The following is a 15293-nucleotide window of genomic DNA, read 5'->3' on the forward strand; positions in this document are numbered from 1 at the left end:
AACACTTATGAAACAGACGACTTACGTTAAAAACATAGAAGTAATAATGACGACTTTCAAGGTGGTTTAATTGCCTTTACACGACAACATGCGGATATTGTGAAAGAAATGCGAGTTGAGACGAAAACCTCCGATTATTCAGAGGTTTTATGTGTAACTAATTAAGACAAAGATTGGCGGTAAGCTTTAGGCGTAAGATTCATCATTCGCTTAAACGCGCGGGTGAAGTGAGCTGAGTCTGAATAGCCAGTTTTAAGTGCAATGTGCGTAATACTGAGGTCTCGGTCCGCTAACAGTTCCAGCGTTTGTTTAAGCACCAAGCCTTCGATCACTTCTCTATACGTCGTATCCTCATTTGCTAGCCGCCTTTGTATGGTACGAGCATTCATGTCAATCAACTCGCCGGCGAACTGGATAGAGATCTTGCCCATCGAGAGATAAGGCGTGAGTGCCCTTGCTAATGCGTCACTGAACTTATCATCCTCACCACGAAAACTTGTACTTGGCGCCGTCTGAGATGGCGTGAAAGCAATCGGCTGGTTAATCCAATTATTAGGAATCGAGATGGCAGTAACCGGTCTACCAGTAAAGAACTGCGCACTCTTCATACCCGGTAATAGATTGAATGGCTCGGCTTCTACATCTTGAATCCCGACTTCTGCCAATCGCCATTGGGAGCCAACAAGCTTTTTGAGCAACTCATTCATAAACATCGCGGAGAACATTTCTGCGTAGCGGAACCATTCTCTTTCTGCGTCCTGCTTTTCTCTGACGAGCCACCATTTGCCGCCCCGCGATACGATCGAAAGACTGACATTATCTGATATCTGTTTTAGCAGTTGGGAGACTTCTTCCAATGCCGCTTTAAGTGAGTGCGTTTGGGTAATTTGATTGGCAAACCTAGGAACGTAGATATCGTGGCAAAGCGTCCAAGTAAGCAAAGCAAACTTCTCTGGTGATGCTCGTTCACCTAAGGTTTGGAATACCGATTTTAATGCACTCTCTGGCACAAACGCATCAGGGGATTGGGTGGATAAGATATCCTGTGGCATACGTGCGGATTCAAGTAAGGAATGGATATCGCCATCCAGCTCATTGAGCATAGTGGCGAACAACTTTACTTCTTCCGAATGAACCAAAGGAATATCAGTGTTGGGCATGCAAGCTATCATCTTAAAATACCAAGGATTATTTTAGTTTAAGCACAAACTTCCGGGCTGTCATTAGTCACAATCCAAGTGCAATTTGATAATGAGAGGCGACTCACTCTGAGCAGAAGAGCCAACACACATTGGTCTTCAACATAGATCATTGCCTGTTCAAATACTTGCCAATTCACGCCACAGATGCGTTTTAAGCACTATTTAAAGCGCTATTTATACTTTTATGAATGTGATGATTTTCACGCTTTCTTAATCAGCAATCGTTTTATAGGAATTTTTCCTAGTCGATCTAAGCCCTCCTCTCATGTGGTTCAAAATAGGACTATCTACAATTGCCGACAGTTAAAAGAAAGCGAGCACGCAAGTGCATCACACTAATACAAGAGAGTTCACGATGTTAAAATTCCTTGAACAAGTCCGGAAGCCTACCCTCGATCTTCCTGTCGAAGTACGTAGAAAAATGTGGTTCAAACCATTTATCCAATCTTACCTAGTGGTATTCATTGGCTACTTGACCATGTACCTGATCCGTAAAAACTTCAACGTCGCACAAAACGACATGATTTCTACTTACGGTTTGTCGATGACCGATCTAGGTTTGATTGGTCTCGGTTTCTCAATTACTTACGGTATTGGTAAGACCGTGGTTTCCTACTATGCCGATGGTAAAAACACTAAGCAGTTCCTTCCTTTCATGCTTATCCTTTCTGGTCTGGCAATGCTTGGTTTCAGTTTCAGCATGGGTGGTGGCAGCGCGAGCTTGTTCATGATGGTGGCGTTCTACGCACTAAGTGGTTTCTTCCAAAGTACTGGTGGTCCTTCTAGTTACTCGACCATTACTAAGTGGACGCCTCGTAACAAGCGTGGTTCTTACCTAGGTCTTTGGAACATGTCTCACAACGTAGGTGGCGCGGGTGCTGCTGGTGTGGCTCTGTTTGGTGCAAACTACTTGTTCGACGGTCACGTGATCGGCATGTTCGTGTTCCCTTCTATCATTGCGATCATCGTTGGTTTCATTGGCATGCGCTATGGTAACGACTCTCCAGAAGCCTATGGTCTAGGTAAAGTAGAAGAGCTATTTGATGAAGCAGTCAGCGAAGAAGACGAAGCGGCTGAAGGCAATCAAATGACTAAGAAAGAGATCTTTGTTGAGTACGTTCTGAAAAACAAAGTGATCTGGCTACTTTGCTTCGCAAACATCTTCCTTTACATCGTGCGTATCGGTATCGACCAATGGTCAACGGTTTACGCATACCAAGAACTTGGTCTATCAAAAGAAGCAGCAATCTCTGGCTTTACCCTATTCGAAGTGGGTGCGCTTGTGGGTACGTTGATGTGGGGTTACTTATCTGACCTTGCGAATGGTCGCCGTGCGCTAGTGGCTTGTGTTTCTTTGGGTTTGATCATCGTGTCTCTTGAATTCTACCAACACGCAACCAGCGAGTTCATGTACCTAGCGTCACTATTTGTTCTTGGCTTCCTTGTGTTTGGTCCTCAACTACTTATCGGTGTTGCTGCGGTTGGCTTTGTTCCTAAAAAAGCAATCAGTGTGGCAGATGGCGTAAAAGGCACATTCGCTTACCTAATTGGTGACAGCTTCGCGAAGTTGGGTCTAGGTATGATTGCAGACGGTACACCAATCTTTGGTCTAACGGGTTGGAAAGGCACGTTCGCTGCCCTAGATACCTCAGCAATGATTTGTATTGTTTTGCTTGCCTTCGTTGCTATCGCAGAAGAGAAAAAGATTCGTCAAAACAAGAAGAGGCTTGAAATGGCAGAAAACCAAGCTTAATCAACCAGCGCGCTTTGCCAGTCAAAGCGCGCGAGATCATTAAATAAACTGGGTCAATTTAGTATCATTGTAGGTTTTTATTGAGCTCTCTATATCAAAGGTGCCAAAGGATTGTCTCCTATCTTGCGCCAATTGGTATTGAGCTCATTTTCGTTTGTGTATTGCTGAAGTTTGGTATTTAAGATGATTAACGTAGCGCTTGTCGATGACCATGTCATTGTTCGTTCTGGATTTGCTCAGTTGTTGAGCCTTGAAACAGACATGAATGTTGTAGGTGAATTTAGCTCGGTAGCAGAAGCTCGAGTGGGATTACCTGCGTGCAAGCCAGATGTGGTTATCCTAGATATCTCGATGGCAGACGAAAGTGGGCTTACCCTACTCTCCGAAATCCCCTCAGGTATTGCTTGTATCATGCTAAGTGTGCATGACTCACCCGCGATGGTTGAAAAGTCACTTAAACTCGGTGCGAAAGGTTACCTAAGCAAACGTTGTAGCCCTGACGAGTTGATTCAAGCCGTAAGAACCAGTGCATCGGGCGGTTGTTACTTAACGCCGGATATTGCATTGAAGCTCGCGACACCAAGTGACAAAGCGGCGACGCTAACTCAACTGACTCGCCGTGAAAACGAAGTGTGCCAATTATTGGCTCGTGGTTTGGATGTAAAATCAATCGCCACTGAGCTTGGCTTAAGCCATAAAACCGTTCACGTTCACCGTGCAAACGCCATGGATAAGCTTGGCGTGAAGAACAACGTTGAGCTCGCCAAACTGTTCTCGCAAGAGTCGTTTTAATGCGTAGCTACACCATCACCTCCATTTGCGGTTTATTCATGACAGGATGCTCGTGGTTCTGTCTGTGGGTGATCGCTTATTACTTTGTAAACGATGCCGAACTGGCGATCTTGTTGTTTCCCTTCGCGTTGCGTTTGGGTCTAACACTGCACACGCGCACAAAGTATTGGGCAACGATTTATCTCGCCGAATGGGGATTGACCGTTGCACTGGCTCTGCAGCTTGAACAGCCGCAATGGTTAATGGTGTTGGTAGCCAGCGTATTAAGCATTCCTGTAGTTTACTTTGCCAAGCGGTATTACAAAGGCGATCAGAATCAGCACTTAGCGGTGATGGCCGTCGTGTTGCTCGTCACATCTTGCATTAACGTACTTGCGGTTGGTTATCACGTTCAATCTGTCTACATGGCATGGTTAGCGAGCATTGCTGGCGGTTTGTTGGTTCTGCCAATGTGTTACTTGCTTTGGAACTACCTCTTCCAAAGCCCTTGGTCGCCACTGACCTCAAATTTGTTAGCCAACGAAGTTCAATTCAAAGTTCGTCATATCCTGCTTTATAGCGTGCTGTTGATTGCCAGCATTTTGGTTCAAACCAGCTTGCCGGATGAACTGGCTCGATTTGCACCTTTCTGTATGGCGATCCCAATCATCGTCTTGGCACTGCGCTACGGCTGGCAAGGTGCTCTGCTTGCAACCATGTTAAACAGTATTGCTTTGATTGCCGCGCGAAGTGGTGTTTCGAATCTAGAAATCACTGACCTACTTTTGTCCCTTTCAGCACAAACCTTAACGGGCATCATGCTCGGTTTAGCGGTGCAGAAACAAAAAGATCTTAACCAAAAGCTTCGTGGCGAATTGTCGAGAAACCAAACCTTGTCCCGACAGCTCATTCAAGCAGAAGAGTCAGTGCGCCGTGACGTGGCAAGAGAACTGCACGATGAGATTGGTCAGAACATCACGGCTATTCGTACCCAAGCGAGCATCATTAAGCGCGTTGATAACGCAGAAATAAACACACGTTGTGCCGACATGATCGAAAACCTCTCACTTAATGTTTATGACACCACTAAACATTTGCTGAGCAAACTTCGTCCAAAAATGCTCGACGATCTGGATTTGAAAGATTCCGTTCACCAGTTAACCCGTGAAATGGAGTTCGACAATCATGGCACTCGCGTTGTACTTGATTGGCAAGGTGACTATGAGTCTTTGGGCGACACGCTAAAAGTCACCCTATTCCGTTTGTGCCAAGAAGCGTTAAACAACGCAGCCAAATATGCGAATGCGACGTCTATCGTAATCGAGCTGTCTATTGACGAGAACATTTCGTTGAACATCGCTGACAACGGCATTGGTTTCAAAACCGAAGACTGCATGAAAGGCATGGGCGTTCGCGGCATGCAAGAACGCGTGCAAGCACTCGGCGGCAAAATGTATATCTACTCATTGAACGATCATGTGGATGGCACGCAAATCGCCATCACATTACCTAAGGTGTAACGAGCATGTTTGGATTATTTCAGTCTCCGAGCTACAACCAAGCTCCCCTTAGCAAAGACCAAGTGGATGAACGTTATCGTTATTGGCGTCTGCACATCATGCTGGGCATGTATCTTGGTTATGCGGGCTTTTACTTCACTCGTAAAACCTTCAACTACGCTGCGCCCGCGATGATTGCTGATTTAGGTTTAGATAAAGCCGATATCGGGATGATTGGTACGCTTTTCTACATCACCTATGGTTTATCGAAGTTTATCTCGGGCACCATTTCTGACCGTTCTAACCCTCGCTTTTTCATGGGTGTCGGTTTAATCGCGACGGGCCTTATCAATATCGCGTTTGGCTTCTCTAGCTCTTTGGTTGCACTCGCAGCCCTGTGGGTGATGAACGCTTGGTTCCAAGGTTGGGGTTGGCCTTCGTGCTCTAAGTTACTTACGACTTGGTATTCGCGCTCAGAACGTGGTTTCTTGTGGGCAATTTGGAACACCGCCCATAACGTAGGTGGCGCGTTAATTCCCCTACTCGTTGGTTTTCTCACATTCCATTACAGCTGGCGAGAAGGCTTTATCGTACCGGGCGTTATCGGTGTCATTCTTGGTGTGGTTGTTTGTTGGCGCTTGCGCGATAAACCGACCACTCAAGGACTGCCAACGGTTGGTCAATGGCGTGATGACAAGTTAGAACTGGCGCAAGAAAATCACGGGCAAGGCCTGAGTTATAAAGAAATCCTCAAACAATACGTGTTCAACAACAAGTACATTTGGTTGCTCGCATTTAGCTATGTACTGGTTTACATCGTGCGCACCGCCATCAATGACTGGGGGAATTTGTACCTGACAGAACAACACCACTACAGTCTAATCAATGCCAACGCAGCATTGTCGATGTTTGAAATCGGTGGCTTTGTTGGTTCTCTAGTGGCTGGTTGGGGATCGGATAAACTGTTCGGTGGTAACCGAGGTCCAATGAACCTCTTGTTTGCCGCAGGCATATTCCTATCTGTCGCAGCACTGTGGTTGATGCCATTAACCAACTTCGCATTCCAAGCTGCTGGGCTATTCTCGATTGGTTTCTTCGTATTTGGTCCACAAATGTTGATTGGAATGGCAGCAGCGGAATGTTCACACAAAGATTCCGCTGGTGCAGCAACGGGCTTTGTTGGTTTGTTTGCCTACATGGGTGCCGCACTTTCTGGCTACCCATTGGCATTGATTCTTGAAGAATACAGCTGGACTGGATTCTTTATCACCATCTCGGTATGCGCAGCCGTTATTGGCTTGCTGTTGTTACCGTTCTTGCAGGCTCAACCTTCAAGAAAGCCGCTCGCTCCCAAGCTTAGGTTGTAGACACCTGATTGTAGAAGCGACTTCTACACCTCTTAGGGTGAGTTAACCACTCACCCGCCCAATCTCCACTATTTTTTGCTTCCGATTCAGTTCGGAGGGTTTTCTACGGGTAAAATTCATGAATTCGAACACTATTTCATCAAAATGCTTCTTCAAAATGGACAATAAGATCCAAAACTACGACTGGGGAAGCCGCACTGCAATCCACGATTTGTTTGGCTTTGCTAACGAAGCTCAACAACCTCAAGCCGAAGTTTGGATGGGCACGCATCCAAATGGTTGCTCTATCGTTAAACAAGGAAGTGCTGCTTCGAGTACAACTGTTTCGTTATCGGAATTGATCAAGCAGGATCCGTCAGCATTTCTATCCCAAAGCACGGCTGAAGCCTTTGGTGACTTACCTTTCCTCTTCAAGATTCTTGCCGCAGATAAAGCGTTGTCGATTCAAGTGCATCCAAACAAGCAAGATGCAGAGCTTGGTTATACAAAAGAACAACAGCTAGGTGTACCGCTGAATGCATTTAATCGTAATTACAAAGATGCCAACCACAAGCCAGAACTGGTTTACGCCCTAACGGAATATCAAGCGATGAACGGCTTTCGTCCCTTTGATGAAATCATCGCTGAGTTCCGCCTGTGTGACATTCCTGAGATTAACGGCTACCTAGAACAGTTTGAGCGTAACCCTAACCAAGACGGATTGTGCCACTTCTTCGTTGAAATTCTGTCCATGGAACAAGTTCGCAAAGTAAACGCGGTGGATCATCTATTAAGCTATGCAGCAATGAACCAAGCGCGCCCTGTGTGTGACTTGATTTTAGACCTTGCTGAGCAATACCCGGATGATGTGGGTTTGTTTGCGCCCTTGCTACTAAACGTTATTACGCTTAAACCCGGTGAAGCTATGTTCTTAAGCGCAAGAACGCCTCATGCTTACATCAAAGGTACGGGGCTGGAAATCATGGCGAACTCAGATAACGTTCTTCGCGCTGGTTTGACACCAAAACACATGGATGTGGAAGAACTGGTTAAGTGTACCGACTTCGTTCCAAAGCCAATGAACACGCTGCTAACTAAAGCAGAAATCAAAGGCTGTGAGCATCACTTCCCTGTCCCTGTTCAAGACTTCAAGTTCTCTGTATTCCAAGAGCCAAAAGATCAACAAGTCGAGATGAGCAGTGCGGAAATTTTGATGCCAATTGATGCAGACGTAACGCTACTTGCAGAAAGTGGCGAAACATTAGTACTTGGCAAAGGGCAATCGGCTTTCATCCCTGCTTATGTAGGAAACTACACGATCAGTTGTGAAGGTCGTGTTGCTCGTGCATTTAATGGCTAAGTTCATTTCATCTTAAAACAAAAATGGCGGAGACTTTTCAGCTCCGCCATTTAAACCATTCATTTGTTTGCTAACTCTGTGCTTGGGCCAAACGAATACTCACCAAACTTGCCACCATGATGGCCAAGTAAAAGCTCCCGACTATCGCTTCAAAGAAAACGAAGAACTGAGCCACTGGAACCGTTGGTGAAATGTCACCATAGCCCACTGTCGTTAATGTGATAAAGCTAAAGTACAAAGCATTAAACAAGTTCGACAGCCAAGGTTTTGCTTCTAATCCAGTGAAAGAGCTTGGGAAAAACTCCAACACCAACAAGTAAATCACCGCCCACGCAAGCCCCAGTAGCAGATAGATACAAATCGAACCGATGATGTGGTTTGTCGTGACCGACTTGGTTAACACCACCTGCTTTAGCGCCGAGTATATATGTGAAAACAAGAAAACCAGTAATGCACCTAGCGTTAAAATGGACAGATCTAAATGCTCTAAGAAAGACATCCCATAGGAGATGACGGCCACAATCAGTAACACGCCATACCATGTTCGGTTGGATTTGTTCTTCTTGTTGATACCTGCAATCGAAGCTCCTAATGTCACCACCAAAAGAGCAAGAACAAATTCCTGCCCATCTGGATAAAACTGATGCATCACAGCACAGCCGAAGAACAGCGCAATGAGCGCGAAAAACAAAAAGTAAAAGTTATCTTCCCTGGTCATCGGTTTCATGATGCCACCTCTACTTTGTCTTCCTCCTTCGCTTTTTGGTCAATGTTCAGTGCTTTGTTTGCTTCAGTGTCATCTTCATCTAACCAGTTCACCATCAACTGGTAAGTCAGGCTCAGTACTACGGCACCAACAAACAGACCAACGATGCCAGACATTGCCATACCACCCAGTGCACCTAACAGTGTCACAAGCATCGGTGTGTCAGAGCCACGGCTTAGAAGTACTGGTTTCAGTACCGCATCACTCGCACTCACCAAAATACACCAAACTAGGAAGATGCCAGCAACCAGTGTTGATTCGACGCTAAACACGTAAATAATCGCAGGAATTAATGCCAGAATCGGCGGCAACTGAACAATCGCAATCAGAATAACGGCAACCATCCAAAGCGCAGCAGCAGGAACGCCAACCGCGACCATACCAACACCCGCCATAACAGATTGAATCAGTGCGACACCGATTACGCCTTGCACCACGCTGCGAACGGTCGATTTTGAAAGATCAATCAACGCTTCGCCTTTATTGTTGGTGAGGCGGTCAGCCAACTTGGTAAAACCTTTCTGGCAAGCTTCTGCATTACTCATGAACGCCCCAGCAATCATGGTAGAAATAATGAATTGAACAAAACCACCACTTACCGAGCCAACAATTGAGGCAGCTTGAGAAATAAAGCCTTTCACTTGTTCGCCATACTTAACTAAGAAGCCTTCCATGTTGGTCGATGCGTAGTTAATCGCAACGAACAGTTTGTCCCCCACGACAGGGATCTCTTTTAAGCTTTCTTGTGGCTTAGGTACAACTAAGGTGCCATCCTGTAACCCGGTGACGACCTCAGTGCCACTGGTATATAGACCGGATGAAAGTGCAATAAGGGGAACTAAAAGTAACAGCACACCGATGGTACTGAGGAGCGCACTCGCCTTGCCTTTTGAAATGCCTAAGCGGTTATGAAGCGTCATCATGACTGGATAGAGAGCAATAGCAATAATGCCACCCCACACCACTAGCATGATGAATGGACTGAGGATTGAAAAACACCACCAGATCAGTAACGCTACTGCTCCGATCTTGATTGCGGCGTCTATCGCCTGTTTAGAGAAATCATTTGAAGCTATCATAGCGTTACCTTTTCGTATTTAAGCGGTTATGTTTGCAAAAACTTCCATTGCCGTGTTTCTAAGAATAACGACGCGAGAATCATGTACGTCCCGACCAATACCAATTGGAAGATTCGGATAAATGTGTTGCTGTCGATATCGCCCGAACTCATAAGCGTGCTGCCAATTAAAACAAGCAACGTACTGAACGCGGTGGCGAATATCGGAGCCTTTTCTGGCACGGTATAAATTTTCTTCCCTATCCATACCGCCAATAACGCGATAAAAGCGGTATAAAAGAAAATGTTTGGCACTATGGCGAGTATCGAGAACGCCGAGATGGCGAGCATCCCGCCGATACCGTTACTGATGATTAAGAACGCGCTTAATTTCACTGACTTCTCTGCGGTTATCATCAAAGACAGCAGCGCGACAAACATCATGGTGAGCAGTGCTTCTGAAACCTGAAAGACAAAGAAGAAGCACACCACAGGAAACGAAATCAGCATGGCTCGAAATGACGCATGCCAACGCTGTTCCTTGCCAATTGGTGGATCTGCATAGCCAGCGAACTCGCTATCTGGCTCTGGTAGATAAATATGGACCAGAGTAAAAATCGCTACCGATACCGCTCCAGAAATCGCCAAGCCACTCGCGAGAACCAAGGAAATCGCAGGGTTATTTATTGCCATAAATGGCAACATCAATACCGCAATCAACAAAATGGTCGCGAACAGATTCCATTTGGGGTCAGTAAACAAGTAGTAACCCCATGCCATCATCAAACCGACAGCAATCAGCAGAACAATTGGGTATTGAGTAATGCCTCCTGAAAGAAGCAGCCCCAATCCCATGGTGGCAATCAATGCCAGCAGCAACTCGTAAATCGTTTCTCTATGAAGATTTGGTTTATCGACCAAGAACTTCGCAGTAAACACTGGCGCGACAAACGCCAGTTGCCAATTAATCCAAGCAGCGAGAAACACCGCCAGACCTACACCAATGGTGAAGCGCAGAATCCGGCGTTGAGTTGCGTTATCAATGCTCAGGTTATCGGACATAAGACAATACGCTCAGTAGACGAATCCAAAGTTTGCCAAGGGTGTTGAACACGAAGTTGTCACCGCTGTAAACAATCACGTCTGCTTGACCGCCAACACGTAGCATTCCCGTTACCTCTTCACGATCAAACTCGATAGCGATTGGTAGCATTTGCGTCTGGCGCAACCACCCCGTCTGCTGGTTTGCTTGAGCCAGTTTGCCTGCCTGCTGGTTTTGTCCCCAATCAATACCCCAATCGATACTGCTCACTTTGCCTTTGATGACCTTGCCCGGCACAAAATCGAGGGCGATTTCTACTTCATCGCCAATGCTGACATTACCTAGGCTGTTTTCACGGAAGTAAGCCTCAATCCAGATATCTTCTGTCGACACAAACGTCATGATTGGCTGACCTGCTGAAGCGTAGAAACCTTCGGTTAAGCTAAAGTTTGATACGCCGCCTTGAGTGGGCGCACGAATCACGGTACGTTCTAGGTTCAGTTGAGCTTGCTCAAGAGCCAGCAATGCTGCTTTGACTTGGCTGTTTTCTTCACCTTCTGCGCCAAGTTGTTGTTTTGCTTTTTCAAGATCCGCTTCTGCATTTACTACATTCGCTCTCGCGGTTGCCAATGATGCTCTCGCTTTGTCAGCGTCTGATTTCGACACTACGCCTTTCTCTGCCATGGCAAGAACACGGTTGGCTTGCGCTTCAGTGTTTTGGCGTTCAACAATCGCAGAAGTTAATCTTGCTTGAGCCGAAGCGATGGACGCGGTTTGCGCACCAACGTTCTGCCCAGCAATTTCCAGATTCTCTTCGGCTTGCTTCACGGCAATTTCATAATCTGACTTGTCGAGAACGGCGAGCTCATCACCCTCTTCAACAAGTTGGTTCGGACGAACCTTAATATCTAAAACGTTGCCAGAGACCTGCGGCTTAATCGGCACAATGTAGCCTTTAACACGCGCATTATCGGTCACTGGAATAATACGGTCTGACACAATGCTGAACCCGAGCATGACGACAATAAACAAAAGCAAATAGTTGGTGACCGTCTTCACTTTGTCTTTTTTGTTTGTCTCTTTGTTTTCCGACACTTCCGTTGGCTGTTTTTCTTTTTCGCTCTCGGACATGTTATCCCCTTACCATTGAATAGATTGAACATTTTAAGAATATATCGTTCTGTCCAATCTGCCATTAATTGAAGAATAATTAGCGAGCTATATCAAAAACCGTGCGTTATGCGCTAAGATGGATCCTTGATAAAGGAGTATCAAAGCAATGCCGAATCAAACGTTCCACTTACCTGTCATCCAGACCAACTACGCGCGTATCTTGGTCGAAGTCTTTGCCGACTATGGGTTGGATAAACACAAATTACTCAGTGATGCTGGTTTACCTGCAGACTTGTTCCAAACCGAGAGCGACTACATTCCGTCTGAATCGGTAAAACGTTTGATTCACTTAACTTCATCTCAACTTGGCGTGACGAAATTCACCGACTTATTGGTGTTGGTCTTTCGTCGCCGCGTTATACCCAATGTCTTGCATCAGTTTTTGCCATTTCAAACCATTGGTGAATCAATGCAGCACATTGACGAGATATTCCATTTAGACTCGCCAGGCAGTAACGTTTCTTTCGAAACCCATCATGGTCATGCTTGGTTTTGTCGTTTCTCCGAACAAAAAGACACGCAAATCGCCGACTGGTCAGAAGCATTCGCGATCATTTACATCACAGAACTCATCAGCATACTGACCAAAACTACTTGGTACCCGAGCAAAGTACGTCTGCAGGGCAGCAACAGCGATATCGTAAAAAGTGTCGTGCCTAGCCAGTGCCAGATCTTCGTGGGTCAAGACAAAGCTGGTGTTTATATCCCCGATGAAATTCTTAACGTGCCAATCCAAATATCAGACTCGCAATTAGGCGCTAAACCTAGTCAGCTCCAGTGGCATACGAGTTTCACCGATAGCGTGTTTGAACTCCTTCGCCCCTATGTAAGAGAGCGTAATTTGTCGATAGAAGAAGCGGCTCAGTTGCTGAGCTATTCTGTTCGAACCTTTCAAAGAAAGTTAAAGAATGAAGGGACTTCTTTTCGACATATTAAAGAGTCATTGATGTTCTCTGTTTCTTGCGAGCTTATGGAAGAAGGACACTCTCTTACCTATATATCCAATCAACTTGGCTACACCAGCATTTCGCACTTTTCACGCGCATTTAAAAGAGTGTCCGGGTTATCTCCTAAAGTGTATAAACAGTCTATTGCGCTGAACGCATCCAGCACTTCGTGACGTTATACTGCTCAGTCCATTTGAGGCTTGGTATTAGTTAATTGCTTGAGCTTGGTTTGCATCAGTGTTGCGAGGTCTATTTCATCACACAGCACTTCTACGTCCTGAACTCGAAAGTAAACAATCATACGTTACCCTCAATTGAAAACGTGGGGCTATTATGCCGTGGCGCAAACCAAGTTATTTACCATTTTACGCCATGCCCGAACATTTCAACCCCATCATTTTGATGTTCAAAATTAGAGTAATTCACCCACCTTGCGCAATTTTAACAATAATAAGAATTTAGACTGCCGCTCATTTCTTACTCATTAACCACCCGTACCAAGCCATATTTAAAGTTAATATTTTCAATTAGTTAATCTAGATCGCAATTGTATTGTTTGTTTTTTGTCACGCCGATAGCTCGTAATCTTCGGTTCAAGATGAATGCTTATCCCTTTGAAGCTGAGCAACCTTTTGTTGCAAAACGTATACGCGGGATTGTAATCACGTTTTGTATCACTACAATTCCAAACCAAATGAATAAAGAAACGTTTGTATGCCGAAATTAAATTTAGACAGCGCAAGGAATAGCTCTGCACTCTCTGAGAATGGAACCTGCGAAAAAGTACAATCGGCATTAGAACCGAAATACCACAAGCCAGAAAAGAAACTTTGCCTCAGTGCAGGTCTGACGGAAAAGCACATTGCGCGCCGTTGGAAGGTGCTAGAATCCATGACGGACAAAGATCTTATTCTGGATCCTTTTACTCAATCGCATTACGACCAATACGCCAACAACATCGAACACTTTATTGGTACCGTTAATGTTCCTGTTGGTGTTGCCGGCCCTCTGCGTATTAACGGCCTTTACGCGAACGACGACTACTTAGTCCCTCTCGCAACAACAGAAGCTGCATTGGTAGCTTCTTACAACCGCGGTGCAAACTTAATTACTGCCGCCGGTGGTGCAAGTACCCTCTTGATCAGCGAAGGTGTTAGCCGTACACCTGTGTTTGGTTTTCAATCTCTTGCAGAAGCCGCGCAGTTCGTAAGTTGGGTGGTGACTCAATACGATATCTTCCGTAAAGAAGCAGAATCCACCACCACGCACGGCAAGCTAAAAGACATCAACGTGAATATTGAAGGTAATCATGTTTACTTGGTGTTTGAATACGTGACGGGCGATGCGTCCGGTCAGAACATGGTGACCATCGCGACACACAAGGTATTCCACTACATTCTCGAACACAGCCCTATCGCTCCGGTTGATGCTTACCTTGACGGCAACTTGTCTGGTGATAAGAAGGCCAACGCTCACACCTTGCGCTCCGTTCGCGGTAAAAAAGTATCCGCTGAAGTGACGATTCCTGCGGCTTTGGTTGAGAAATACTTGCACACCACGCCAGAAGCTATGGTCAAATTTGGCAAGATGAATACGGTTGGTGGCTTACTAAGTGGCACCATAGGTATTAACGCACACTACGCCAATGCCCTCACCGCTTTGTACATCGCATGCGGCCAAGACGCGGCTTGCGTAGCGGAATCTGCGGTTGGAATTACTCGAATGGACGTGGACTCTAACGGCAATCTATATGCCTCCGTAACTTTGCCAAACATCATGGTTGGTACTGTAGGCGGTGGTACTGGCTTGCCAACTCAAAAAGCGTGTTTGGATATCCTTGGCTTGCACGGCAATGGCAAAGCAAAGGCGTTAGCAGAAGTCGCTGCTGGTCTGTGTTTGGCAGGAGAGCTTTCAATTGTTGGTGCATTCTGTGCCGATCATTTCTCTCGTGCCCATCATAAGCTAGCAAGAAAGTAACAGCCTGAAATCTAGGGAAGCCACTCTTTGTCATTCATTGAGTGGCTTCTTTTATTACATACCTAATAGACTTAATTAAATACTGTATAAAAAACCAGAAACCACGAACATTCCGCCTTTGGCGAGCAGTATTCCCTCAGTAACACTGGGTTGAGTCATTCCTTATTCAAAATTCCTTTAAAAGCTCACACCAAGACAACTAAGCGTTATATCATTTAACGTACCTTACTCAAACTTGACGAAAACGTTCTCGCCACCAAAGTATGAATTCAAAAAAGTTTCATATTTTATTTGAGCCAACTCACATCAAAATACTCGATTACGATTCAAGTACTTATCATTATTTCTTGTAAACAATTAAGCTTTCGCGCGACTATTTTCTGTAATTAACAACTTTGAT

General features: G+C 45.5%; 12 protein-coding genes. 7 read left to right on the forward strand and 5 right to left on the reverse strand.

The window, feature by feature from the left end:
- Positions 1-161: 161 nt before the first annotated feature.
- Positions 162-1160, reverse strand: coding sequence for a helix-turn-helix transcriptional regulator (locus GXP65_RS00690; protein WP_162091726.1), 999 nt, complete (start codon positions 1158-1160; stop codon positions 162-164).
- Positions 1161-1557: 397 nt separating this feature from the next.
- Between GXP65_RS00690 and uhpT the strand changes: the two genes are divergently transcribed.
- The 5 genes from uhpT (at position 1558) to manA (ending at position 7931) form a co-directional block, all read left to right on the forward strand.
- A complete protein-coding gene (gene uhpT, locus GXP65_RS00695) occupies positions 1558-2955 on the forward strand; it encodes a hexose-6-phosphate:phosphate antiporter (RefSeq protein WP_162091727.1) in 1398 nt (465 codons plus the stop codon).
- Positions 2956-3138: 183 nt separating this feature from the next.
- Complete coding sequence (uhpA, locus tag GXP65_RS00700; RefSeq protein ID WP_088880140.1) at positions 3139-3747, forward strand: transcriptional regulator UhpA; 609 nt, start codon at positions 3139-3141, stop codon at positions 3745-3747.
- Positions 3747-5246 (forward strand): signal transduction histidine-protein kinase/phosphatase UhpB, encoded by a 1500-nt coding sequence (gene uhpB / locus GXP65_RS00705; protein ID WP_162091728.1) that lies wholly within the window; start codon positions 3747-3749, stop codon positions 5244-5246. Before uhpA ends, uhpB begins: the two co-directional genes overlap by 1 nt.
- 5 nt (positions 5247-5251) lie before the next feature.
- The gene (locus GXP65_RS00710) at positions 5252-6592 is read left to right on the forward strand and encodes an MFS transporter (RefSeq protein WP_038877356.1); all 1341 of its coding nucleotides are present in this window, start codon (positions 5252-5254) and stop codon (positions 6590-6592) included.
- A gap of 118 nt (positions 6593-6710) precedes the next feature.
- Positions 6711-7931: a mannose-6-phosphate isomerase, class I gene (gene manA / locus GXP65_RS00715; RefSeq protein ID WP_162091729.1), complete on the forward strand. Its 1221-nt coding sequence runs from the start codon at positions 6711-6713 to the stop codon at positions 7929-7931.
- A 70-nt stretch (positions 7932-8001) separates the two neighbouring features.
- On the opposite strand, the gene GXP65_RS00720 is transcribed toward manA, so the two are convergent.
- From GXP65_RS00720 to GXP65_RS00735, 4 genes are read right to left on the reverse strand one after another with little or no spacing between them, the layout of a single operon-like run.
- Positions 8002-8658 carry an ion channel gene (locus GXP65_RS00720; protein WP_005446913.1) on the reverse strand — a complete coding sequence of 219 codons (657 nt, stop codon included), beginning with the start codon at positions 8656-8658 and terminating at the stop codon, positions 8002-8004.
- Positions 8655-9776, reverse strand: a complete 1122-nt coding sequence (locus GXP65_RS00725; protein ID WP_162091730.1) for an AI-2E family transporter — start codon at positions 9774-9776, stop codon at positions 8655-8657. Before GXP65_RS00725 ends, GXP65_RS00720 begins: the two co-directional genes overlap by 4 nt.
- 26 nt (positions 9777-9802) lie before the next feature.
- Positions 9803-10816 (reverse strand): DUF2955 domain-containing protein, encoded by a 1014-nt coding sequence (locus tag GXP65_RS00730; RefSeq protein WP_162091731.1) that lies wholly within the window; start codon positions 10814-10816, stop codon positions 9803-9805.
- A complete protein-coding gene (locus GXP65_RS00735; RefSeq protein ID WP_162091732.1) occupies positions 10806-11927 on the reverse strand; it encodes an HlyD family secretion protein in 1122 nt (373 codons plus the stop codon). Before GXP65_RS00735 ends, GXP65_RS00730 begins: the two co-directional genes overlap by 11 nt.
- Before the next feature lie 148 nt (positions 11928-12075).
- On the opposite strand from GXP65_RS00735, the gene GXP65_RS00740 reads away from it, so the two are divergent.
- On the forward strand, positions 12076-13089 hold the full coding sequence (locus GXP65_RS00740) for an AraC family transcriptional regulator (protein ID WP_162091733.1): 1014 nt from the start codon (positions 12076-12078) through the stop codon (positions 13087-13089).
- Between the two features lie 541 nt (positions 13090-13630).
- Positions 13631-14893 (forward strand): hydroxymethylglutaryl-CoA reductase, encoded by a 1263-nt coding sequence (locus GXP65_RS00745; RefSeq protein ID WP_162091734.1) that lies wholly within the window; start codon positions 13631-13633, stop codon positions 14891-14893.
- Positions 14894-15293 lie beyond the last annotated feature (400 nt).

The sequence above is a fragment of the Vibrio sp. LB10LO1 genome (assembly GCF_010092875.1).
GTDB classification, from domain to species: Bacteria; Pseudomonadota; Gammaproteobacteria; order Enterobacterales; family Vibrionaceae; genus Vibrio; species Vibrio campbellii.

Bases quoted from the DNA above. Each gene is read 5' to 3' on its own strand.
- GXP65_RS00690 (WP_162091726.1), bottom strand. From the start codon at position 1,160: ATGCCCAACACTGATATTCCTTTGGTTCATTCGGAAGAAGTAAAGTTG.
- uhpT (WP_162091727.1), top strand. From the start codon at position 1,558: ATGTTAAAATTCCTTGAACAAGTCCGGAAGCCTACCCTCGATCTTCCT.
- uhpA (WP_088880140.1), top strand. From the start codon at position 3,139: ATGATTAACGTAGCGCTTGTCGATGACCATGTCATTGTTCGTTCTGGA.
- uhpB (WP_162091728.1), top strand. From the start codon at position 3,747: ATGCGTAGCTACACCATCACCTCCATTTGCGGTTTATTCATGACAGGA.
- GXP65_RS00710 (WP_038877356.1), top strand. From the start codon at position 5,252: ATGTTTGGATTATTTCAGTCTCCGAGCTACAACCAAGCTCCCCTTAGC.
- manA (WP_162091729.1), top strand. From the start codon at position 6,711: ATGAATTCGAACACTATTTCATCAAAATGCTTCTTCAAAATGGACAAT.
- GXP65_RS00720 (WP_005446913.1), bottom strand. From the start codon at position 8,658: ATGAAACCGATGACCAGGGAAGATAACTTTTACTTTTTGTTTTTCGCG.
- GXP65_RS00725 (WP_162091730.1), bottom strand. From the start codon at position 9,776: ATGATAGCTTCAAATGATTTCTCTAAACAGGCGATAGACGCCGCAATC.
- GXP65_RS00730 (WP_162091731.1), bottom strand. From the start codon at position 10,816: ATGTCCGATAACCTGAGCATTGATAACGCAACTCAACGCCGGATTCTG.
- GXP65_RS00735 (WP_162091732.1), bottom strand. From the start codon at position 11,927: ATGTCCGAGAGCGAAAAAGAAAAACAGCCAACGGAAGTGTCGGAAAAC.
- GXP65_RS00740 (WP_162091733.1), top strand. From the start codon at position 12,076: ATGCCGAATCAAACGTTCCACTTACCTGTCATCCAGACCAACTACGCG.
- GXP65_RS00745 (WP_162091734.1), top strand. From the start codon at position 13,631: ATGCCGAAATTAAATTTAGACAGCGCAAGGAATAGCTCTGCACTCTCT.